This is a genomic window from Occultella glacieicola (assembly GCF_004353825.1).
Taxonomy (GTDB): Bacteria; Actinomycetota; Actinomycetes; order Actinomycetales; family Beutenbergiaceae; genus Occultella; species Occultella glacieicola.
Map to the genome: position 1 here is coordinate 65,357 of NZ_SMNA01000009.1, position 20,427 is coordinate 85,783.

Genomic DNA, 20,427 nt, shown 5'->3' on the forward strand with positions numbered 1-20,427 from the left:
GCTCAGTTCGCCAGGCCCTCGATGAGCTCGACGCCGGGCATGGCCGCGAGGACCTCGCCCGGCAGCACGATCTTGGATCGGCGCAGGCCGCTGCCGATGATCGCGGTACCGGTGCCGACCGCCGGGTCCAGGAGGATCCGGTGGTCGGCGGGCAACCCGATCGGCGTGATCCCGCCGTACTCCATGCCGGAGTCGGCCACGGCCCGGTCCATCGGCAGGAACGACGCCTTGCGCACGTCCAGCAGCCGTTTGATCACGTTGTTCACGTCCGCGCGTGCGGTCGCCCGCACGACGGCCGCGGCGATCCGCTCCTCGCCGGCCCGTCGCCCCGCGACGAGCACGCAGTTCGCGGAGGCCGCCAGGGGCAGGTCGTAGGCCTCGGTCATCTCTGCGGTGTCGGCGCATCCGGGGTCGATCTCGGTGACCAGAACCTGCCCGACGGCGTCCGGCGCCTGCCGTGCCCACGTCGCCAGGGCGTCGCGGACGGGGTCGGCGAGCAGGTCCGGGTGATCCAGGGCCGGGGCCCAGTCCAGGGTGCCGAACCGCATCAGCGCTCGAACGTCGGGGTGATCACGGCGCGGGCGAGCGTGTGGAACAGGGCGACGAAGGAGAACTTCGTAGCGCTCTCCTCGTGGGAGAGTTCCAGGGTCTCGACGTCGAGGGCGTGGACCGCGAACGCGTAGCGGTGCGGGCCGTCGCCGGGCGGTGGCGCGGCACCCTCGTAGGCGAACGCCCCGCCGTCGGTGCGGGCATGGAAGGCCGCCCCGGGTAGGGTGAGGTCGCTCTCGCCCCAGCCCTGCTCCATCTCGGTGACGCTCACGTCGAGGTCGGCGACGGTCCAGTGCCAGTAGCCGGACGGGGTCGGCGCGTCCGGGTCGAAGCAAGTGAGCAGGAAACTCTGGGTCTGCGGCGGGAACCCGGACCAGCTCAGCTGGGGGGACACGTTGCCGCCGGTCAGCGAGTGCAGCGCAGGCAGGGGAGTGCCGTCGGCGATGTCGGTGCTGGTCACGGTGAACGTGCCGGTGCTGGGCATGGCGTCATAGGGGGCGGGGGCGACGGGGCGCTGCAGGTCCATGTCATCTCCTTGCGGCTGGTCGAGCCGGTCGTTCCTCCGGCTTCGTTCCTAACCTACGTCCACTGCGGGTTCGGGGCCGCCAGGGCACGCGCGCGTCTCGTGGCCACTCCCGATCGCGCTCATCTTGCTACAGTATTAGAACCGACGTTCGAATGTCGGTGGTGGCTTCTAGCGTGATGGACGTGGGAGGAGGAACGATGGCGACCACGTCGAAGTTGGAGGATGCGCGGCGGGCGTTGGCGGCCGCGGAGACCGCTGCCGGGCTGCGGACCCAACTGCACGGGCCAACGGTTCGTGCGGTACCCGGCCCGTCCCCCACGCCCCCACCTCCCGCGCCCGCTCTCGATACCGAACGGGTGCTGCCCGTGCCGCCCGCGCTGGCGCCGTTGTTCCCCTACGGCGGGATCCGCCGCGGCACCGGGGTGCAGGTGACCGGGTCCACCTCGCTGCTGCTGCGACTCGCGGCCGCGGCCGGCGGGGCCGGTGCGTGGTGTGCGGTGGTGGCGCTGCCGGACGTGGGACTCGCGGCTGCTGCCGAGGCCGGCCTGCCCCTGGACCGGGTGGTCGTGGTGCCCCGGCCCGGCCCGGACTCCCCGTCGGTGGTGGGCGCCCTCGTGGACGGGTTCGACGTGCTGGTGCTGGGGGACTGCACGGCGTTGGCCGACCGGGACCGGCGGCTGCTCGCCTCCCGGGCCCGGACCAGGGGGTCGGTGCTGCTGACCACCACGCCGTGGCCGGGATCGGAGCTCGTGCTCGACGCCGGGGACCGGGTGTGGCGTGGCGTCGGGCGTGGCGCCGGGGTGCTGCGCACCGAGGAGATCACGGTCGTGGCGTACGGGCGGGGGGTCGCGGCGGCGCGTCCGGTGCGGATCCGGATCGGTCCGGGTGGGGTGGAGACCGCGGCGCCCGAGGTGCCCGCCATGGAGGGCCCGACGGCGGAACGTGAGTTCGTCGTGCCGGTCGCCGAACGCTCGTTGGCGCAGGTCGGCTGATGGGCGCCGCAGAGCAGTTGCCGCCCCCGGTTGCCGGTGACGGGGCATGGCCGGCCGGGACCGTCCCGGACGGCGCACCGCTCGCCGAGTCCGCCACCCGGCTCGCGGTGCTGTGGGTCCCGGACTGGCCGATCGCCGCCGCCGTCGCCGAGGGGCTGATCGGTGCCCACCACCGCGCGGTGCTCCACGACGGGCGGGGGGTGACGGCCGTCTCCGCGATGGCGCGTGCCCAGGGGGTCCGGCGTGGGATGCGTCGGCGCACGGCCCAGGGGCTGTGCCCGGACCTCGTGCTGCTGGCTGCGGACGAGGCGCGGGACGTGCGCGCGTTCGAGCCGCTCGTGCAGGGCGTGGAGGAGGTGGTGCCGCACGTGCAGGTGATGCGGCCCGGGGTGGTCGCCGTGGGCGCCCGGGGCCCGAGCCGGTACCTGGGGTCGGAGGAGGCGGTGGCCGAGGCACTCGTCGGAGCGGTCGCGCAGGCGAGCGGGGCCGAGGCCCAGGTGGGGATCGCGGACGGCCTGCTCGCGGCCCTGCTGGCGGCCCGCACCTCCACGGTGGTGCCTCCGGGGCGGTCGGCCCGGTTCCTGGCCCCCCGGGACGTGCGTGACCTCATCTACATCACCACCACGCGGCAGTCCCGGGCCGCCTACACCGACCTGGTGGACCTGCTGCGCCGGCTGGGGCTGAGCACCCTGGGTGATCTCGCGGCGATGCGCACGGCCCACGTGCTGCCCAGGTTCGGCGAGCTCGGGGTACAGGCGCAACGACTGGCCAGGGGCCTGGACGCCTACCCGCCGCAGATGCATCGCCCCGAACCGGACATCACCACCCACGCCGAACTGGATCCACCGGCGCAGCGCATCGACACGGCCGCCTTCGCCGCGCGTCGGCTGGCCGAGGAACTGCAGAGCAGGATGGTTCGACGCGGGGTGGTGTGCGCTCGGCTGCGGGTCTCGGCCCGGGCGGACAACGGCGCCGAACTGGTCCGCACCTGGCGCATCGACGGGGCACTGACCGCCACCGAGTTGACCGACCGGGTGCGATGGCAGCTGGAGGGTTGGCTCAGTGGCCGCAGCGGACGCCCACCGAGCGCCCCGCTGACCCACCTGGAGCTGGCCGCCGAGGAGATCAGTCCGGCGGCCGCCGTCCAGGACGGGCTGTGGGGGCGGGTCGGGCGCGGTCAGGTGCAGGCCGACCGGGCCGTGCTGCGGGTGCAGGGGCTGATCGGAGCGGAAGGGGTGCTGTCCCCGGTGCTGGAGGGCGGGCGGTCACCCCGGGACCGGGTGCGCCTGGTGGCCTGGGGGGACGAGTTGCGCCCGCTGCGCGATCCCGACGCGCCGTGGCCCGGGCAGATCCCGCGGCCGCTGCCCGCCACCGTGCCCGCCGAGCCGGTGCCGGCCCGGCTCGTGGACGCCCAGGGGGATCCGGTGCGGGTGGGCCGGCGCGGCGAACTCGAGGGCGATCCCGCCCTGGTGGACGTGCGCCGCCGCCCGTCCCGGCCGGCAGAGCCCGGAACACGTGGCGCGGGTTCTGCCCATCAGGCCCCGGGACCAGCAGGACCAGCACGGCGCGCCGGGCCGACGGGACTCACCGGGCAGACCATCACCGGATGGGCCGGGCCATGGCCGGTGCACGAGCGGTGGTGGTCCGGCACCGAGCCACGTACGTACCTGCAAGTGGTCACCGAGGGAGGTGCCCTGCTGCTGGCGGGGGAGGGCGGCCGGTGGTGGGTCGAAGGAGTCTATGACTGACCGCGGTCGGCGCACCGCACGCCCGCCCAGGTGATCCCGTCGCAGACGGTCGACGCGCGGCGTGCGCCGCGGTCGTGAGGGTGCTGAAGTGGCTGCCACTTCGACACTCTCGGCGTCGGTCGACGCTTCCGCGGAAGCGTTCGACGGTCGCGGCGCTACGCCGCTCGGTCCTCGCGCTTGTGGGAGTGCTGAAGTGGCTGCCACTTCGACACTCTCAGTGTCGGCAACGCTTCCGCGGAAGCGGTGGGCGGCCCTGCCTGGAGGCGGGTGACGACCGCGGACCAGCCGTCAGCGACGCGGTCGGATCCGCACGAGCGGCATCCGCTCGGTGATGTCCTCGGGCAGCGGACCGTCGACGGTGAAGCCCTCGATCTCGAGGCCGGTGGCCAGGGCCCGCACCGTGCCGGGGTGCCGCGTGCGGTAGTCGTCCAGCACGGCCAGTCCCTCCGCCCGGGGGAGGATCGTGGCGAGGGCTCCCACTCCGCGCCCCCAGCCGGACCACATCCGCACCCGGGGGTCGGCCTTGACGTTACGTAGCCACTGGGAGGACCAGCCGTACCCGGAGATGACGTAGACGTCGTCGCCGTCGATCTTGATCGTCTCCAGGACCACCTCCCGGATCAGCCCGCTCGTGCGCCCGCGATGCTCGATCATGACGAGCCGCTTGGTGAGCAGGCCACCGATGCCGAGACGGAAGACGGGGATCGGGGCACGTGCCAGCCAGCGGGGAATCTTGCGCATAACTCAGCCTAGGCATGAAAGCGCGATGAGAGCAGGTCGGGCGATCGTCGACCTCGCGGCGTCAGCGCCCCGGGTGGAACTCCACCGACTGCACGGAGGCCATCGCCTCCTGGAAGCGGGGCAGGGTCATCCGGCGCTCGGCCTCCGCCTCGTCGACGTCGGCCACGTGCTGGTGGATCCAGTACAGGTTGCCGAACGGGTCCGCGATCCTGCTGATCCGATCGCCCCAGGACATCTCGGTCGGCTCGGTGACCACCCGCGCACCGGCTGCGATGGCCCGGCGGTGCACGGCGGCGTCGTCCGGCACATAGAAGCGCAGGAAGCAGGGGGTCGGCGGCCAGTCGGGTGGGGAGTCGAACATCATGATGACGGAGTCGCCGATCTGCACCTCGGCATGCCCGATGACGCCGTCGACCTCCATGCGGCCGCGTTCGGTGGCCTCGAAGACCTCCACCAGGAAGTCGATCACCTCGGCCGTGCGCGCGTTGATCAACCACGGATTCACGGACTGGTAGCCGTCGGGGACGGTGGTGGGTGCGGTCATGATGGCCTCCTCGCTCGATCGACAACGTGCCGACCACGCTAGGGGCGGTACAGGTCAGCACCTGGCCGCTACCAACAGCGCGAGGCGCCCCGATCTGCTCACGGCAGATCCGCCGTCGGGCGCATCGACCCCGACCGACCCGTCGAGCGGCGCACGCTGAGTGGACCAACCCACGAAGGGAGCCCGCCATGTCCGAACGGACCCGACTCGACGACCGCCTGGCGGACGGTCTGATGCAGAACCGCGTCATCGCCATCGGCACCGAGGTGGAGGACGATGTCGCGACCCGGATCACCAGTCAACTCCTGCTGCTGTCCGCCCAGGACCCGAAGGCGGACATCACCCTGCTCATCAACTCACCGGGCGGCTCGGTCTCGGCCGGGCTCGCGATGTACGACACGATGCGGCTGATCCCCAACGACGTCGCCACCCTCGCGATGGGCCTGGCGGCGAGCATGGGGCAGTTCCTGCTCTCCGCCGGCACCCCGGGCAAGCGGTTCGCCCTGCCACACGCACGGATCCTGATGCACCAGGGGTCCGCCGGGCTGCAGGGCACCGCCGTGGACATCGCGATCCAGGCGGAGAACCTGGAGCACACGCGCTCGGTGATGCTCTCCCTGATCGCCGAGCACACCGGGCAGCCGCTGGCGCGGATCGAGGCCGATTCCGACCGGGACCGGTGGTTCACCGCCCAGGAGGCCCTCGAGTACGGCTTCGTCGATGCGATCGTGACCGAACTCAGCGATGTGATGCCGGTGCGGACCCGCCGCGCCGGCCTGGGAGGGCAGTTGTGATGAGCCAGTACACGATCCCCAGTGTGATCGAGCGGACCACATCGGGGGAGCGGGCCGCCGACGTCTACTCCCGGCTGCTCTCGGATCGCATCGTGTTCCTCGGCACCGAGATTGACGACGGGGTCGCGAACACGATCATCGCCCAGCTGATCCACCTCGAGTCGGTCGACCCCGATGGCGAGATCAACCTCTACATCAACTCACCCGGCGGCTCGGTCACCGCGATGCTCGCGATCTACGACACGATGCAGTTCGTGCGGGCACCCGTCGCGACGATCTGCGTGGGTCAGGCGGCGTCGTCCGCGGCGGTCCTGCTGGCGGCGGGGGAGCCGGGCCGGCGCGGGGCGCTGCCGCATGCCCGGGTGTTGCTGCACCCGCCGTCGATGGGCGGGCAGGGGGCGCTGCCGGACCTGCGCATCCAGGCCGCGGAGATCGCCCGGATGCGTGCCGAGGTGGATGAGATCCTGGCCCGGCACACCGGGCAGGACGCCGCGCGACTGTCCGAGGACACGTCGCGGGACCGGATCTTCACGGCGTCGCAGGCGGTCGATTACCACCTGGTGGATGAGGTGGTCGCGATCAGAACCCGCGCAACCGCGTCACGCTGACCCGGACCACCTGGGAGTAGTCGGCGTGGAACTGCTCCGCAGTGAGGCCGAGGCCGCGGATGTCCGCGCCGTACTTCACGTCGTAGGCCGCCAGTTCGGTGCCGGCCAGGGGTCCCGGGTCGACGGCGGCGGTGCCGGTCAGGACCACCACGTCGCCGCCGCTCGCGGTGCTGTTGAAGGAGATGCTCGCGCCGGGGCGCGCGGCGAGGTTGCGCACCTTGTGCGTGTGCGGCTGGCTCGCGATCAGGATGTCGGCGCCGGTCCAGCTGAACCACACCGGCGTGGGCTGCGGCACCAGCGAGGGTGAGATCGTGGTGAGCCAGGCGACGGTCTCGTCGGTGAGGCGGGCGACGGCCCGGGCGCCGAGGTCGGTCCTGGTGTCGATGGTGAACATGGTTCTCCGGGTGTCGGGGTCGTGTCCTCGGGCCAACGTCGCGGGCGCCGTCCTGAATTCCGGACCGGCCGGGTTGGATGCTCAGCCGCGCCGGGTCGAGCCGAGCCGGGCCGCGTCGAACTCGGCGAGCGAGCCGATCCGGCCGGCCACCGGGACCCCGGGATCGGGCGTGTGGGAGTCGATGAACCACACACTCAAACCGGCCGCGTGGGCGCTACGGGCGCCACTGGCGGAGTCCTCGAACGCGATGCTGATCGACGGGTCGATGCCGAGCCGGGAGGCCGCGAGCAGGTACGGCTCCGGGTCGGGCTTACCCCGCGTGACGTCCTCGGCGGCGGTCGCGAATGCGAGCGAACCGGGCGGCGCGGCCTCGAGCAGTGCGTCGGCGTTCGCCCGGCCGGCGTTCGTCACCAGCGCGCACGGGATGTCGGCCGCGGCGAGCGAGGACAGCAGGTCGAGGGCCCCGGGCAACCAGGGCACGTCCTCGCGCACCACGGCGGCGACCATAGCCACGGCGTCGGCGATGATCACCTCGGCCGGGTTCGGATGGCCGCGGCGGCGCATCGCACCGGCCCACTCGGTCATGGGCCGGCCGGTGTAAAGGGCACAGTCGGCGTCGGTCCACGCGATCCCACCCTCACCGGCGAGGCGACGCTGGGACCGGTGCCAGAGGGGTTCGGTGTCCACCAATGTGCCGTCCATGTCCACGAGCACTCCTGCGCCCGGGCGGAGCGCGACCGCCGGCTCAGGCGGCACGAAGGACCGGGCCCTGCGTGCGCAGGGCGCGGGACACCCGCCCGGTCAGGGTGCCCAGGTCAAGTCCCAGGGACTGCCCGATGGCCTCGAGGATCTCCGAGGAGGGCTCCTTGCGGCCGCGCTCGATCTCGGACAGGTACTGGGTGGAGACACCGGCCTGGGAGGCGACGTCGCCCTGGGTGCGGCCCTGGTCGCTCCGTTCGGCGCGCAGCGCGTGACCGACCGCCTCACGCCAAAGCAGAGGGCGGGGCTGTGCACCTCGGTCTCCGGGTCGTGGCGTGGACGACGGCGTCCGTGTGGGTCGATGGTCGGGTGTCGGCAGACGTCGAGGTGGTTCGATCTGCACCGGCTCGGGTAGGGGCGGTGCCGCCTGCCCCGGTGCTGCCGGTCCGGTTGCGACCCGCTCGGCCGGTTCGGGGCGGGCGCGCCGCACCCTGGGCCGCGCCGTCGTGGCGCGCCGGTCGGCCGGAAACTCGATGAGCTGTCCCATGTCGGGCAGCCTAGGGACGGGAGCCGGGACGCGCCCGGATGTTCCCGCGGAGCGTAATCCAGCAGTGGCGCCGGGGATGGCTATGGCAGGCGCCGCTCCGGCGACGATGCACCGGCTGCCGCCGCCGGTGGGCGGGTGGAAGCCCGCACGACCAGCCGGGGCTCCACCTGGATGTGCGTGGGGGTCGGGGGTTCGGCCTCCTCGATCTGCTCGAGCAGGAGCCGGGTCGCGAGCAGGCCCACCCGTGGCCGGTCCGGCGAGACCGCCGTCAGAGGTGGGTCCACCAGAGCCGAGATCTCGTCGTCGTAGGCGATGATCGACAGCTCGTCCGGGATAGCGATCCCCTGGGAACGGGCGCTGTGGATCAGGGTCAGCAGCGAGTTCTCGTCGCCATGGCAGAACAGCGCGGTCGCCCCCGTGGACAGCACCCGTTCCAGCACGATGTCGGAGCCGGTCTGGCCCCAACTGGGACCGGTCCCGAGTTCGTCCGCGCCGAGCATCGGCGAGCCGATGTCGAACCCGTGGCGTTCCACCGCCTCGCGCCACCCGCGGCGCACGAACTCCGCGCTCTGCGTCCGACCCCTGCCCACCATCGCCACCCGGCGGTGCCCGAGGTCGCGCAGGTGGGACATGGCGGCCTCGACGCCTCGCTCGTGCGCCGAACGCACAGTGTGCAGGTGCGCACCCAGGCCACCCGGCAGTTCGCGCTCGACGAGGACCGTGGGCAGCGCCAGGTCGGAGATCAGTTCCGGATATGCGGTATCCGTGTCGTCCAGGAGCAGTGAGGGCACCACGAGGAGTCCAGCCACGCCTCCCTCGACGAGTTGTGCGATGAGCCGGCGCTCCTCGTCGGGGTCGTAGTTCGAGATCAGCAGTCGCATCTCTCCGCCACTGCGCTCGAGCGCTGCGCCGATGCCCTGCGCGATGTGGCGGTAGTAGTAGGAGGTGGGCACCACCACCCCGATCGCACCGGTGAACCCGTTCGCGCCGGTCGTGACCCGGCCGCTGCCCAACTTCGACCCGTCGAGGAAGATCGCGCCACCGCGCACCTTCTCGAGCGCGTGGTCGGCGACCAGAGCGTCGAGGTCGCGGCGGACGGTCACGTGCGAGACCCCGAGGTCCTCGACGAGCCGGGCGATCTCGACCGACCCGTCTTGCTCGGCCAGGGCCAGGATCCGCGACCTACGCTCGGCTGCGAGCATCGTTCCTCACTTTCTCGGGACCTGGATGCCACGGGCATCCGTGGCCCCACGGTATCCGAGTTGTCGCAAGAGTTGCGGTTGCGTGCCTTGCGCTGCGGAGATGGCGCGTCAGGCGCTGCGCTCAAGGGTCCGCGGATCCACGGCGTGCCTGAGCGGCTCGCCGCGGCGGAAGCGCTCGAGCTCCTCGAGCGCGGAGTCCGCCAGCCGGTGTGCCTCCGCCTGCATCGATCCGGCGATGTGTGGCGTGAGCTCCACCGAGGGGAGTTCGAACAACGCCGAGTCGGTCGGCAGTTCCTCGGGGTCGGTCACGTCCAGGACGGCGCGGATGCGGCCGCTCCGGCAGTGCTCGATCAGGGCGGCGGTGTCCACGAGTGTGCCCCTGGCGGTGTTGATGAGCACGGCACCGTCGCGCATGAGCGCGAGCCGGTCGGCGTCGATGAGGTGGCGGGTCGCGGGCAGCGACGGCGCGTGCAGGCTGACGATGTCGCCGCACCGGAGGGCCTCATCGAGGCCGACCAACCGGGCCCCGAGCGACGCGGCCTCGGCTCGGCTCGCGTACGGATCGACGGCCAGCACGGTGAGGTCGAACGGGCGCAGCAACGCGGCCACGCGCCGGCCCACGCGGGACAGCCCGACGAGGCTCACCACGCCTCCGTTGTTGATCGTCGGTGGGACGGAGGCTCGCCAGTCGCCGGAGATGTCACGGTGCGCGCGGTATCCGGCGGCATAGGTCCGGGCGCGCTTGCCCTCGAGCAGGATGGTCCCGACGGTGAACTCGGCGACCGGGATGGCGTTGGCATCGGCCGCCGACGTGACGACCAGGCCGCGACTCCAGCACGCGGGGGAGATGTGGGCCTTCACGGAACCACCCGTGAAGAAGACGGTCGACAGCGCCGGGGCGGCGTCGAGTACCGCCGCAGTGATGGTCGGCGATCCCCAGCCGGTGATCAGGACCTCGGTCCGTGCGAGCCGATCCCGAGCCGCAGGTGAGGACACGTCCAGGGAGAGGAAGTCGACCGGGAGGCTGACGCCCCTGCGGAGCCGCTCGACCCGAGGTGGGTCGAAGAGCTCCCCGAAGGCGGCGTCGGACATCAGGACCAGGGCGTGCGGTCGGTCGGGCCTCGGCGCGTTGCCATCGGCGACGTCGCCGGTGCGCAAGGCCGCCGGCACGCCCGGTCCACCCAGGAGGGCGGGCCGGGTACCGGCGTCATCAGCGGTGGTTGCCATGGCAACAGTCCACCACATCGCGTCAGAAGTGCACAAGATCGAAACTTAGTGAAACTAATGCCTTGCGAAGATGGCGTGATTCGTGAATCATGGTGAGCGCACATCAGGGTGCCTACGTCCGATCGGAACCGCGCTCGTGTGCATCACCGTGCTGCACCGACGCAGCACACACACTCTGGAGGCGAAATGAAGGCACGAGCCAGACGGGTCCTCGGTGCTGCTGCTGCGATGGCACTGATGTCGGGAGCCGCCGCCTGTGGAACGTCGCCCGGGGCGGACCCGGACACGGTCGTCATCACGGTCATGGGCATGCCGGCCGCTACGAATACCGCCGCACTGGAACTCTTCCAGGCACAGGTCGCCGAGTTCGAGGAGCTCAATCCGGGGATCCGGGTGGTCGGCTCCGACGTTCCCTGGGATGCGAAGACGTTTGCCGCCCGGCTCGCGGGCGGAAGTGCACCGACCCTGCTCCGGGTGCCGCTCACCGAGCCGCCCTCGCTGATCGAGCGTGGCCAGGTGGCGGACATCGCGGCGGAGGTGGCCGAACTGGACAGCTTCGAGGAGCTGAACCCCCGGGTGATGCAGTTCCTGACGGACGATGACGCCGTGTACGGCGTCCCGGAGAAGAGCTACGCGTTCGGTCTCGTCTACAACCGCTCCATCTTCACGCAGGCTGGCCTGGATCCGGACGTCCCACCGACCACCTGGGAGGAGGTCCGTGCGTACGCGGCGCAGATCACCGAACGCACCGGCCGGGTCGGGTTCGGTGAGATCACCACGAACAACAGCGGTGGCTGGCACCTGACCGGGTACACCTACACCCATGGCGGCGCCATGATCGAGCAGGCCGGCGACGGGCACTGGGTCGCGGCGTTCAACGACCGGCCGGCGCTGGACGTCCTCAAGTGGTGGCAGCAGCTGCGATGGGAGGACGACTCGATGGGTGACAACGTCCTCGGCAAACAGGAGGACATGCTCGCCGAGTTCGTCGCCGGGAACGTCGGCATGTGGGTCTCCGCCCCACCGGACCTCTATCCGAACTATGTCGCGGCCGGTGGGGACCCGGCGGACTACGGGGCGGGCCCGATGCCCCAGGCGGGTGCCGACGCGACGCTGGCCGGTGCGACGGTGCTGATGGTCAACGCGAACGCGTCCGCGGCCGAACGGGACGCGGCCGTGCGGTGGATCGACTTCCGTGCGCTCCGCCCGAACTTCGACCCGGAGATCGCCGAGGAGACGGCCGCCGCGGCCGCGGCGGACGGGCTGCCGGTCGGTGTCCCCGTCCTTCCGATCTACTCACAGGAGAAGTACGAGGAGATCCAGGCGGCCATCGCCGACCACGTCAACGTGCCCGTCGAGAACTTCGCCCCGTACGTCGCCTCGCTCGAGACCTTCGAGTATGTGCCCGAACCGGTCGTGGCGTCGCAGGAGATCTACGCAGCACTCGATCCGCTCGTCCAGGCGGTGCTCACGGATCCGGCGGCGGATCCCGCCGAACTGCTCGCCGAAGCCGAGGGCCGTGTCAACACCATCCTGGAGCAGAACCAGTCATGACGATGGCACCGGAACGTGTCCTCGGGGTCGCCGCCAGCGGCCCCGGGGACGCCCGTGGTCACCGCTCGGACCGGCGGTCCGCGGGTCGTCGCGCCGGACGCCGGCGTGCCGCCGCGGCGGGATTGGTGTTCCTGCTGCCGGCCCTGGTGATCTTCGGATACTTCGCGTGGTGGCCGATCGCGCAGAGTGTGGTGCTGTCGTTCCAGCAGACGAACCTGGTCTCGGCGCCGCACTGGGTGGGCCTGCGCAACTTCGCGCAGCTGTTCGCCGATCCATTGCTGGCCACCGCCGCCCTGAACACACTGTGGTTCACCGGGTTGTCCCTCCTGGTCGGACTGCCGGTCCCACTGGTCTGCGCCGTGCTCGTCTCCGAACTGCGTCGCGGCGGCGCCCTCGCGCGCACGCTCGCGTACCTGCCGGTGGTGATCCCGCCGGTGGTTGCGGTGCTCCTGTGGAAGGCGTTCTACGCGCCCGGCGAGTCCGGCGTGATCAACAGCCTGCTCGGGCTGTTCGCGCTCGGGCCCTACCCGTGGCTGCAGTCGCCCGTCCTGGCGATGCCCAGCCTGGTGGTGGTCGCCACCTGGTCCGGTGCCGGGACGGCGGTCCTGATCTACCTCGCCGCGCTCGCCGGGGTGAGCAGGGAACTCTACGAGGCGGCCGAGCTCGACGGTGCCTCGGTGCGCCGCCGGGTCTGGCATGTGACCCTTCCACAGATGCGCGGCGTCATCCTGATCCTGCTCCTGTTGCAGATCATCGGTGCGCTCCAGGTGTTCACGGAGCCGTATGTGATGACGGACGGCGGCCCGGCCAACGCGACGGTGACGGTGCTGCTGATGATCTACCGGTACGCGTTCCTGTTCGGGAACTATGGCGTGGCCACGGCCCTGAGCGTGCTCCTGGCCCTGGTCCTGGTGGTGGTCTCGGCCGTGTACCTGCGGCTCACGCGTAGCTGGAGCACCTCATGACGTCCGGCCCGGCGCCCGTGCGTGGCATCCTCTCCTCCGCGGACTGGCGACACTCCGCGACCCGGCGGACCTGGCGCCTGCTGCATGCTGTGCTGTTCGCGGGCCTGGTCGCGTTCGGCGCCCTGCCCCTGGTCTGGATGTGGCGGGCCTCGATCTCGAGTACCGCCGACCTGGTGCAGCGTCCGCTCGCCCTGTGGCCGGACCCGGCCCGGTGGAGCAATCTGTATGACGCCTGGAGCCTGCTCGGGATCGACAGATATCTCCAGAACACAGTGGTGCTCGTGGCCGGCTCGTGGCTGGTCCAGCTGATCGTCGCGACCACGGCGGGTTTCGCGCTCGCGGTCATCCGGCCGTGGTTCGGCAGATTCGTCTACGGAGCGCTGCTCGCCACCTTGTTCGTTCCGGGCACCGTCACGCTGATCGCGCTCTACCTCACGGTGCTCGACCTGCCCGGACTCGGGATCTCGATCGCCGACACGCCGTGGGCGATCTGGCTGCCGGCCGGGGCGCATGCCTTCAACGTGCTGCTCGCGAAGCAGTTCTTCGACGCGATCCCCAGGGAGCTCTTCGAAGCGGCCCAGGTCGATGGCGCGGGGTGGCTGGTCGTGTTCCGTCGGCTGGTGCTGCCGATGTCGCGCCCGATCCTCGCGGTGATCTCGCTGCTGGCCATCATGACCGCGTGGAAGGACTTCCTCTGGCCCCTCGTCGTGCTCTCGGACCCCGCCCAGCAACCGCTCGCGGTCGCCCTGCCTCGCTTGGCCCAGAACACCGATCCTGCCTACCTGGTCGCCGGTCTGGTCATCGCCAGCGTTCCGCCCTTGGTGATCTTCCTGATCTTCCAACGGCAGATCGTCAGCGGTGTCGGCTGGAGCGGGCTGAAGGGGTGACCGGCTGAGCAGCGGCGGGTGCCGGCATGGTCGGCACCCGCGATGCTGCTCTGCCGACCGCGAGGTAGGATCGAACGTATGTTCGTCTCCGGTTATGCCGAGCTGCACGCCCACTCGGCGTTCAGCTTCCTCGACGGCGCCAGTCAGCCCGAGGAACTGGCGATCGAGGCGGCCGGGCTCGGCCTGTCCGCGATGGCGATCACCGATCACAACGGGCTCTACGGGGTGGTCCGGTTCGCCGAGGCCGCCCGCACCCTGAAGCTTCCCACCCTGTACGGGGCGGAGCTGAGCCTGGACGCGCCGGTGCGGCCGACCGGGATGCCGGACCCGCCGGGCACCCACCTGCTCGTGCTGGCCCGTGGGGCCGAGGGGTACCGGCGGCTGTCCCGGTCCATCGCGAACGCCCACCTGGCCAGCGGGAAGAAGGGGGAGGCGCACTACCGGCTCGGTGAGCTCGCGGACCTCGCCGCCGGGAACTGGCTGATCCTCACCGGCTGCCGCAAGGGCTCCGTGCGCCGTGCCCTGGAACCCGAACCCGGCCGCTTCGACCTGGCCGCGGCACGCCGGGAACTGGACGTGCTGACCGACCACTTCGGTGCGGAGAACGTGGTCGTCGAGATCACCGACTCCGGGGCGCCGCTGGACTCGGTGCGCTGCGACGCGCTCGCCGAGCTCGCCGCGGACGCCCGGCTGCCGGTGGTCGCCACCGGGGCGGTGCACTGCGCGAGCCCGGCGGACCAGCCCCTCGCGGACGTGCTGGCCGCGGTGCGCGCCCGCACCACGCTGTCCGAACTCGACGGCTGGCTCCCGCCCAGCGCCGCCCATGTGCGCGCGCCGGCGGAGATGTACGCCCGGCACGCCTCCCGCCCGGAGGCGGTCGCGATGAGCGTGGAACTGGCCCGCCAGTGCGCGTTCGATCTGCGCCTGGTGGCGCCGAACCTGCCCCCGCACCCGGTGCCGCCCGGGCACACCGAGGCCACCTGGCTGCGCCACCTCACCTACGAGGGGGCCCGGGACCGGTACGGCCCGCCGGAGGCGCCGCGGCAGCCCGGCGCGTACGCGACGATCGAGCGGGAGCTCGACATCATCATCGACCTGGACTTCCCCGGGTACTTCCTGATCGTGCACGAGATCGTCGACTTCTGCCGGCGCCACGACATCCTCTGCCAGGGCCGCGGCTCGGCCGCGAACTCCGCGGTCTGCTATGCCCTCGGGATCACCGCCGTCGACGCCGTGCAGCACAAGCTCCTGTTCGAGCGGTTCCTGTCCCCGGGCCGGTCCGGCCCGCCGGACATCGACGTGGACATCGAGTCCCGGCGCCGGGAGGAGGTGATCCAGTTCGTCTACGAACGCTACGGGCGCACCCACGCCGCGCAGGTGGCGAACGTGATCTCCTACCGGCCGCGGTCGGCGATCCGGGACGCCGCCAAGGCGTTCGGCTACGACGTCGGGCAGCAGGACGCCTGGTCCAAGGGCATCGAACGGTGGGGCAGCCTGCGGCCGAGCCCGTCGCCCGACGATACCGGCGGCACCGGCGAGCGGATCAGCGAACTGGAGCGCCGCCGTCGGGACGGGCCGTGGACCCCGAGCGCGGAGGTGGTCGCCGCCTCCGACGGCGCGACCGGCGGCGGCGACCTCGACGGCATCCCCGCCGAGGTCGTGGACATGGCCGAGCGGATGCTGCGCCTGCCCCGCCACCTCGGCATCCACTCCGGCGGCATGGTGCTGTGCGACCGGCCGGTCATCGACGTGTGCCCGGTGGAGTGGGCGACCATGCCCGGCCGCACGGTGCTGCAGTGGGACAAGGACGACTGCGCCGATGCCGGCCTGGTGAAGTTCGACCTGCTCGGCCTCGGCATGCTCACCGCGCTGCGGCTCGCGTTCACCTGGATCAGGGACATCGAGGGCGTGGACGTCGGGCTGCACTCGCTGCCGCAGGAGGACCCGAAGGTCTACGACCTGCTCTGCGCCGCGGACACCGTCGGGGTGTTCCAGGTGGAGTCCCGGGCACAGATGGCCACCCTGCCGCGGCTGCAGCCGCGCACGTTCTACGACATCGTCGTCGAGGTCGCGCTGATCCGCCCCGGACCGATCCAGGGCAACTCGGTGCACCCCTACATCAACCGGGCCCGCAAGCGTGAGCCGGTCACCTACCTGCACCCGCTGCTCGAACCGGCCCTGGCGAAGACGCTCGGGGTGCCGCTGTTCCAGGAACAGTTGATGCAGATCGCGATCGACACCGCGGACTTCACCCCGGCCGAGGCGGACCAGTTGCGCCGGGCGATGGGGTCGAAGCGGTCCCTCGAACGGATGGAGGCGCTGCACGGGCGGCTGCTGGAGGGGATGGCCCGCAACGGCATCGACCGCCCCACCGGGGAGGCGATCTTCGACAAGCTCAAGGCGTTCGCCGACTTCGGGTTCCCCGAGTCGCACGCGTTCTCCTTCGCCTACCTCGTCTACGCGAGCGCGTGGCTGAAGGTGCACCACCCCGAGGCGTTCTACGCAGGGCTGCTCGCGGCGCAGCCGATGGGGTTCTACTCGCCGCAGTCGCTCGTGGCCGATGCCCGACGGCGGGGGGTCCGCGTCGAGCGCGCGGACGTCGCCTTCTCGCAGGTACAGGCGGGCGTCGAACGGGTCGACGGCGGGGGGCTGGCCGTGCGGCTCGGGCTCGCCCCGGTCCGGGGGATCGGTCAGAAGGGGGCGGAGCGGATCGTCGCGGCCAGGGAGGCCGCACCGCTGCGCGACCTCGCCGACCTGGCCCGCCGGGTGCGACTGTCCGCCGCCCAGCTCGAGGCGCTCGCGACCGCCGGGGCGCTGGACTCCTTCGGGCACTCCCGCCGGGAGGCGCTCTGGCTCGCCGGCGCACTGGCGGGGGAGAGCGGTACCTCCACCGTGGTGCGCACGGGCGACGGGCCGGCGGTCCGGGCCGTGCAGGAACCGCTGCCGTTCACCGCCGTCGGTATCGACCTGCCCAACCTGCCGGGCATGGACGAGGTGACCACCGCCGTCGCCGACGTCTGGGCCACCGGGATCTCCACGGACTCCTTCCCGACCGAGTTCCTGCGCTCCGACCTGGACGCCCGCGGGGTGCTGCGGGTGACCGACGTGCCCGGCGCCGGATCGGGCACCCGGGTGCGGGTGGCCGGGGTGGTCACCCACCGGCAGCGCCCGTCCACGGCCGGTGGGGTGACGTTCCTGTCCCTGGAGGACGAGACCGGCCTGCTGAACGTGATCTGCACGCAGGGGCTGTGGGGCCGCTACCGGAGGGTCGCCCGGACCAGCGCCGCCCTGGTGGTCCGGGGCACCGTGGAGACCGCCGACGGCGTGACCAACCTGATGGCGGACTCGGTCACGGCGCTGAGCCTGCGGGTGGCCTCCACCTCCCGCGACTTCCAGTGACCTAGGGTTCGACGGCCTTCGTGTCCGGCTCCATGTCCTCCATCGGCGGGTCGAGGGTCCGCAGCTTCGCGTACACGGCCCAGATCACGGCCACGATCGGGATGACGATCACGGCGCCGAGGATGCCGGCCACCAGGGTGCCCGCCGTCACCGCCAGCGCCACCACCAGCGGGTGCAACGAGACCTGCTTGCCCATCACCAGCGGTTGCAGGATGTGCCCCTCGAACTGGCCGATGAGGGCGATCCCGACACCCACCAGGATCGCGTTGACGGGACCGTTCACGGCCAGGGCCACCACCATCGCGATGATCATCGCCGCGGGCGCACCGACCAGCGGGATGAACGCACCGATGAACACCAGCACCGCCAGCGGCGCGGCCAGCGGGACCCCCGCGATCAACAGGATGATCGCGGCCAGGATGCCGTCCACCAGGGCGATGATCACGGTGCCGCGGGCGTACCCGGAGAACGTGTACCAGCCGACCCCACCGGCGAGCATCCACTTCTCCCGCACCTTCGCCGGGAGTTGGTTCAGGAACCACTTCCACATGTCGGCGCCCCGGGCGAGGAAGAACACGGTCGAGAAGATCGCCAGCGCGAGGGCCGCGAACACCTCGAACACGGACCCGGCCCCGGCCGCCGCCCGGTTGAGCAGGTCGCTCTGGTTCTCCTGCAGCCAGGTCTGCCCCTGTTCCAGCCACTCGTTGACCTGATCCTCGGTGATGGTCAGGCCGAACGGCAGGTTCTGGGCGAGCGCGAACAACTGGGCGATGCCGGTGGAGAACTGCTCCGAGAGGGTCTCCCACTGCCCGGTCACCGAGGTGATCACGTAGGTGAGCAACCCACCGACGAACGCCAGCGCGGACAGCATGCCCAGCGCGGTGGCCAGCCCGCGGGGCATGACCTTCGCGAACACGTTCACCAGCGGCCGCAGCACGGCGGTGATGACCAGGCCGAGGAACACCGCGACGAACACCAGCTGGATCCGTGCGGTGGCCCACACCAGCAGCGAGATGAGCGCGATCACCACCAGGATGCGCCACGACCAGCCGGCGGACTTGCGCATCCAGCGGGGGACGCCGTCGCCGCCGTCGTCCGCGCGCAGGTGCCGCTCCGGGAGCCGGTGCACCCGGGCCCGGGCACCCCGGGCCGGGGACCGGGGCAGCGGTGGCAGCGGGGACGGCTCGGCCGCCGAGCCGTCGGTGGTCTCGGCGGCGGGACGGGCCGTGTTCGCCGACGCGGCCCGGCGTGCCGCGGCGGCCTGGCGGACCGCTGCGGCCTGGATGCGTTGGGGCACGAGTCTCACGCGGGTCAGTCTGCCCCAGTCGGACCCGGATCGCGCGGAGACCTTCCGGTCGCGTCGCTGCTCAGCCGCGGGCGAGGATCGCCCAGCAGCGCACCTGGACCAGATCCTGGAGCGCGGCGGCCTGCCGGGCCGGATCCGGCCAGGTCTCGAGCTGCCAGAGCACGGACTCGACGGATCGGGCGCAGGCCCACTCGCAGATGCGCCGGAACGGGATGCCGAGCGCCCGGGAGGCGAGCTCCACCCGTGGTCGCAGCACGGCCAGGGGATCCTGGTACACGAACGGGTTGTCGATCTGGGACAGCACCGGCCACAGGTCGTAGCCGGGGTCGCCGATCATCGGCTTCGGATCGATCGCGAGCCATTGCGGCGGCACCGAGCCCGGTGCGTCCAGCAGGATGTTGCCGGGGTTCAGGTCACCGTGCAGGACCACGACCGGCCCGGGTTTCGCGCCCGGGCGACCGAATGCCGCGAGCAGCCCGAGGCCGTAGGAGACCTCCCGCCGGAATGCCTCGTACAGGTGGGCCCAACGGTTCGCCCGCTGTGTCGCGATCCGGGACCACGTCGCACTGACGGTGGTCAGCAGTGGCATCTCGGTGCCGGTGGCCACCGCGCGGTGCAGGTTCCGCAGGATCTCCACGGCGATCCCGAGCCGCACGTGCGGGGGTGAGGTGTCCGCGAGCAACAGGGTGCCGGGGTGGGCGCGCCGCAGCAGCAGCGCCCAGTCCTGGGTGTCGTGGTCGAGCAGTTCCACGGCCGCGTGCCCCTGCCACAGGGCCAGGGCGGTCGCCTCGTACTTTGCCTCGTCGTGCGGGAAGGTGAGTTTGAGGACCACCGGGGTCCCGTCCGCCATCGCGCCCGGGGTGGTCCACGCCGCGGTGCCGACCGAGAACGGGTTGCCGAGGGTCAGGCCCCAGCGTTGCACGGCCCGGTCGATCAGGCCGGGCAGCCGGGCCACCCAGGCCGCCCCCGCGGGAGTCGAGGCTGCCCCCGTCGTCAGCGACGCGGGCAGGACCGGGCCGTTCAGCGCCCCACCCCTGCGCTGCGGGCCACCGGCTCCGCGACGGACCGGTTCGTGACCGGTGCCGGCAGCCCGAGCAGGCCGGCCAGGTGCGCCGGGTCCGAGGCGAGGGCGTCCGCGTCGGCGTGTTCGGCCTCCGTGCCGTACCCCCAGGCGACCAGGACGCATGGCATGCCGTGGGCACGGGCACCCTCGAGATCGTGCTCACGGTCGCCGACCATCACCGGGGCGGACAGGTCCGCGCCGGCCGCGTGCAACTGGGTCAGGGCCTTGCCGATCACGTACGCCTTGTCCGAGTTGCGGCCGCGGTCGTCGGCGCCGCAGATCGCGGTGAAGTACCCGGTCAGTTCGAAGTGGTCGAGGATCGCGCGGGCGAACTCCTCCGACTTGGACGTGGCCAGGCTCACCGGGACCCCGGCCTCGCGCAGAGCGACGAGCAGCTGGCGCATCCCGTCGAACACGGCGGAGTTGAACATCGAGCCGCCGCCGTAGTGGGCCCGGTAGAGGTCCTGACCGCGGTCGACGTCCGCGGGATCCACGCCGCCGATGTGCTCGAGCGTCCACGCCAGGGGCGGTCCGACCACGGCGCGCAGCTCGTCCGGTGGCGGCGGCTGGAGGCCGAGCCCGCGAACGGCGGTCACGAAGGAGTCGATCACGCCGGGCGCGGAGTCCGTGATGGTGCCGTCGAGGTCGAGCAGGACGGCGGTCGTGCGATCAGGCATCCTCA

General features: G+C 71.8%; 20 protein-coding genes. 8 read left to right on the forward strand and 12 right to left on the reverse strand.

Annotated features, from left to right (window positions below; genetic code table 11):
* Positions 1–2 precede the first annotated feature (2 nt).
* Both EXU48_RS17855 and EXU48_RS17860 read right to left on the reverse strand, forming a co-directional pair.
* Positions 3–548 (reverse strand): YbaK/EbsC family protein, encoded by a 546-nt coding sequence (locus EXU48_RS17855; protein WP_133109044.1) that lies wholly within the window; start codon positions 546–548, stop codon positions 3–5.
* On the reverse strand, positions 548–1,075 hold the full coding sequence (locus EXU48_RS17860) for a YbhB/YbcL family Raf kinase inhibitor-like protein (protein WP_133109045.1): 528 nt from the start codon (positions 1,073–1,075) through the stop codon (positions 548–550). The genes EXU48_RS17855 and EXU48_RS17860 overlap by 1 nt, the downstream gene beginning before the upstream one ends.
* 197 nt (positions 1,076–1,272) lie before the next feature.
* On the opposite strand from EXU48_RS17860, the gene EXU48_RS17865 reads away from it, so the two are divergent.
* Positions 1,273–2,067 carry a hypothetical protein gene (locus EXU48_RS17865; protein ID WP_207947809.1) on the forward strand — a complete coding sequence of 265 codons (795 nt, stop codon included), beginning with the start codon at positions 1,273–1,275 and terminating at the stop codon, positions 2,065–2,067.
* Positions 2,067–3,815, forward strand: coding sequence for a Y-family DNA polymerase (locus EXU48_RS17870; protein WP_133109046.1), 1,749 nt, complete (start codon positions 2,067–2,069; stop codon positions 3,813–3,815). The genes EXU48_RS17865 and EXU48_RS17870 overlap by 1 nt, the downstream gene beginning before the upstream one ends.
* 288 nt (positions 3,816–4,103) lie before the next feature.
* Here the strand turns inward: EXU48_RS17870 and EXU48_RS17875 are convergent, their stop codons facing one another.
* The gene (locus EXU48_RS17875) at positions 4,104–4,556 is read right to left on the reverse strand and encodes a nitroreductase family deazaflavin-dependent oxidoreductase (protein ID WP_133109047.1); all 453 of its coding nucleotides are present in this window, start codon (positions 4,554–4,556) and stop codon (positions 4,104–4,106) included.
* A gap of 61 nt (positions 4,557–4,617) precedes the next feature.
* The gene (locus EXU48_RS17880; protein ID WP_133109048.1) at positions 4,618–5,100 is read right to left on the reverse strand and encodes a VOC family protein; all 483 of its coding nucleotides are present in this window, start codon (positions 5,098–5,100) and stop codon (positions 4,618–4,620) included.
* A gap of 188 nt (positions 5,101–5,288) precedes the next feature.
* On the opposite strand from EXU48_RS17880, the gene EXU48_RS17885 reads away from it, so the two are divergent.
* Positions 5,289–5,894, forward strand: coding sequence for a ClpP family protease (locus EXU48_RS17885; protein ID WP_133109049.1), 606 nt, complete (start codon positions 5,289–5,291; stop codon positions 5,892–5,894).
* Entirely contained in the window at positions 5,894–6,502 is a 609-nt protein-coding gene (locus tag EXU48_RS17890; protein ID WP_133109050.1) for a ClpP family protease, read from the forward strand. The genes EXU48_RS17885 and EXU48_RS17890 overlap by 1 nt, the downstream gene beginning before the upstream one ends.
* Here the strand turns inward: EXU48_RS17890 and EXU48_RS17895 are convergent.
* The 5 genes from EXU48_RS17895 to EXU48_RS17915 all read right to left on the reverse strand — a co-directional run bounded on the left by EXU48_RS17895 (position 6,474) and on the right by EXU48_RS17915 (position 10,571).
* The gene (locus tag EXU48_RS17895) at positions 6,474–6,896 is read right to left on the reverse strand and encodes a TIGR03667 family PPOX class F420-dependent oxidoreductase (protein WP_133109051.1); all 423 of its coding nucleotides are present in this window, start codon (positions 6,894–6,896) and stop codon (positions 6,474–6,476) included. The genes EXU48_RS17890 and EXU48_RS17895 overlap by 29 nt on opposite strands.
* Before the next feature lie 81 nt (positions 6,897–6,977).
* Positions 6,978–7,652: an HAD family hydrolase gene (locus tag EXU48_RS17900; protein WP_328591655.1), complete on the reverse strand. Its 675-nt coding sequence runs from the start codon at positions 7,650–7,652 to the stop codon at positions 6,978–6,980.
* Positions 7,642–8,142 (reverse strand): helix-turn-helix domain-containing protein, encoded by a 501-nt coding sequence (locus EXU48_RS25440; protein WP_133109053.1) that lies wholly within the window; start codon positions 8,140–8,142, stop codon positions 7,642–7,644. Before EXU48_RS25440 ends, EXU48_RS17900 begins: the two co-directional genes overlap by 11 nt.
* An 80-nt stretch (positions 8,143–8,222) precedes the next feature.
* Positions 8,223–9,344: a LacI family DNA-binding transcriptional regulator gene (locus EXU48_RS17910; RefSeq protein ID WP_133109054.1), complete on the reverse strand. Its 1,122-nt coding sequence runs from the start codon at positions 9,342–9,344 to the stop codon at positions 8,223–8,225.
* 108 nt (positions 9,345–9,452) lie between these two features.
* Positions 9,453–10,571: a hydroxyacid dehydrogenase gene (locus EXU48_RS17915; RefSeq protein ID WP_133109055.1), complete on the reverse strand. Its 1,119-nt coding sequence runs from the start codon at positions 10,569–10,571 to the stop codon at positions 9,453–9,455.
* Between the two features lie 228 nt (positions 10,572–10,799).
* Here EXU48_RS17915 and EXU48_RS17920 point away from each other — a divergent pair, with 228 nt between their 5' ends.
* The 4 genes from EXU48_RS17920 (at position 10,800) to EXU48_RS17935 (ending at position 17,376) form a co-directional block, all read left to right on the forward strand.
* Positions 10,800–12,125, forward strand: a complete 1,326-nt coding sequence (locus EXU48_RS17920; RefSeq protein ID WP_165962883.1) for an ABC transporter substrate-binding protein — start codon at positions 10,800–10,802, stop codon at positions 12,123–12,125.
* Positions 12,122–13,090, forward strand: a complete 969-nt coding sequence (locus EXU48_RS17925) for a carbohydrate ABC transporter permease (RefSeq protein ID WP_235857114.1) — start codon at positions 12,122–12,124, stop codon at positions 13,088–13,090. Before EXU48_RS17920 ends, EXU48_RS17925 begins: the two co-directional genes overlap by 4 nt.
* On the forward strand, positions 13,087–13,977 hold the full coding sequence (locus EXU48_RS17930) for a carbohydrate ABC transporter permease (protein ID WP_133109058.1): 891 nt from the start codon (positions 13,087–13,089) through the stop codon (positions 13,975–13,977). The genes EXU48_RS17925 and EXU48_RS17930 overlap by 4 nt, the downstream gene beginning before the upstream one ends.
* A gap of 78 nt (positions 13,978–14,055) precedes the next feature.
* Positions 14,056–17,376 (forward strand): error-prone DNA polymerase, encoded by a 3,321-nt coding sequence (locus EXU48_RS17935; RefSeq protein WP_133109059.1) that lies wholly within the window; start codon positions 14,056–14,058, stop codon positions 17,374–17,376.
* Between the two features lies 1 nt (position 17,377).
* Here EXU48_RS17935 and EXU48_RS17940 read toward each other — a convergent pair whose 3' ends face one another.
* The 3 genes from EXU48_RS17940 to EXU48_RS17955 form a co-directional block, all read right to left on the reverse strand.
* On the reverse strand, positions 17,378–18,682 hold the full coding sequence (locus EXU48_RS17940) for an AI-2E family transporter (RefSeq protein ID WP_328591656.1): 1,305 nt from the start codon (positions 18,680–18,682) through the stop codon (positions 17,378–17,380).
* Positions 18,683–18,743: 61 nt separating this feature from the next.
* Positions 18,744–19,637: an aminoglycoside phosphotransferase family protein gene (locus tag EXU48_RS17945; RefSeq protein WP_133109060.1), complete on the reverse strand. Its 894-nt coding sequence runs from the start codon at positions 19,635–19,637 to the stop codon at positions 18,744–18,746.
* Positions 19,638–19,702: 65 nt separating this feature from the next.
* Complete coding sequence (locus EXU48_RS17955; protein ID WP_133109061.1) at positions 19,703–20,422, reverse strand: HAD hydrolase-like protein; 720 nt, start codon at positions 20,420–20,422, stop codon at positions 19,703–19,705.
* Positions 20,423–20,427: the final 5 nt, after the last annotated feature.

Coding starts and splice junctions, on each gene's coding strand:
- EXU48_RS17855 (WP_133109044.1), bottom strand. CDS start 548: ATGCGGTTCGGCACCCTGGACTGGGCCCCGGCCCTGGATCACCCGGAC.
- EXU48_RS17865 (WP_207947809.1), top strand. CDS start 1,273: ATGGCGACCACGTCGAAGTTGGAGGATGCGCGGCGGGCGTTGGCGGCC.
- EXU48_RS17890 (WP_133109050.1), top strand. CDS start 5,894: ATGAGCCAGTACACGATCCCCAGTGTGATCGAGCGGACCACATCGGGG.
- EXU48_RS17860 (WP_133109045.1), bottom strand. CDS start 1,075: ATGGACCTGCAGCGCCCCGTCGCCCCCGCCCCCTATGACGCCATGCCC.
- EXU48_RS17895 (WP_133109051.1), bottom strand. CDS start 6,896: ATGTTCACCATCGACACCAGGACCGACCTCGGCGCCCGGGCCGTCGCC.
- EXU48_RS17875 (WP_133109047.1), bottom strand. CDS start 4,556: ATGCGCAAGATTCCCCGCTGGCTGGCACGTGCCCCGATCCCCGTCTTC.
- EXU48_RS25440 (WP_133109053.1), bottom strand. CDS start 8,142: ATGGGACAGCTCATCGAGTTTCCGGCCGACCGGCGCGCCACGACGGCG.
- EXU48_RS17870 (WP_133109046.1), top strand. CDS start 2,067: ATGGGCGCCGCAGAGCAGTTGCCGCCCCCGGTTGCCGGTGACGGGGCA.
- EXU48_RS17955 (WP_133109061.1), bottom strand. CDS start 20,422: ATGCCTGATCGCACGACCGCCGTCCTGCTCGACCTCGACGGCACCATC.
- EXU48_RS17880 (WP_133109048.1), bottom strand. CDS start 5,100: ATGACCGCACCCACCACCGTCCCCGACGGCTACCAGTCCGTGAATCCG.
- EXU48_RS17920 (WP_165962883.1), top strand. CDS start 10,800: ATGGCACTGATGTCGGGAGCCGCCGCCTGTGGAACGTCGCCCGGGGCG.
- EXU48_RS17915 (WP_133109055.1), bottom strand. CDS start 10,571: ATGGCAACCACCGCTGATGACGCCGGTACCCGGCCCGCCCTCCTGGGT.
- EXU48_RS17885 (WP_133109049.1), top strand. CDS start 5,289: ATGTCCGAACGGACCCGACTCGACGACCGCCTGGCGGACGGTCTGATG.
- EXU48_RS17935 (WP_133109059.1), top strand. CDS start 14,056: ATGTTCGTCTCCGGTTATGCCGAGCTGCACGCCCACTCGGCGTTCAGC.
- EXU48_RS17930 (WP_133109058.1), top strand. CDS start 13,087: ATGACGTCCGGCCCGGCGCCCGTGCGTGGCATCCTCTCCTCCGCGGAC.
- EXU48_RS17910 (WP_133109054.1), bottom strand. CDS start 9,344: ATGCTCGCAGCCGAGCGTAGGTCGCGGATCCTGGCCCTGGCCGAGCAA.
- EXU48_RS17925 (WP_235857114.1), top strand. CDS start 12,122: ATGACGATGGCACCGGAACGTGTCCTCGGGGTCGCCGCCAGCGGCCCC.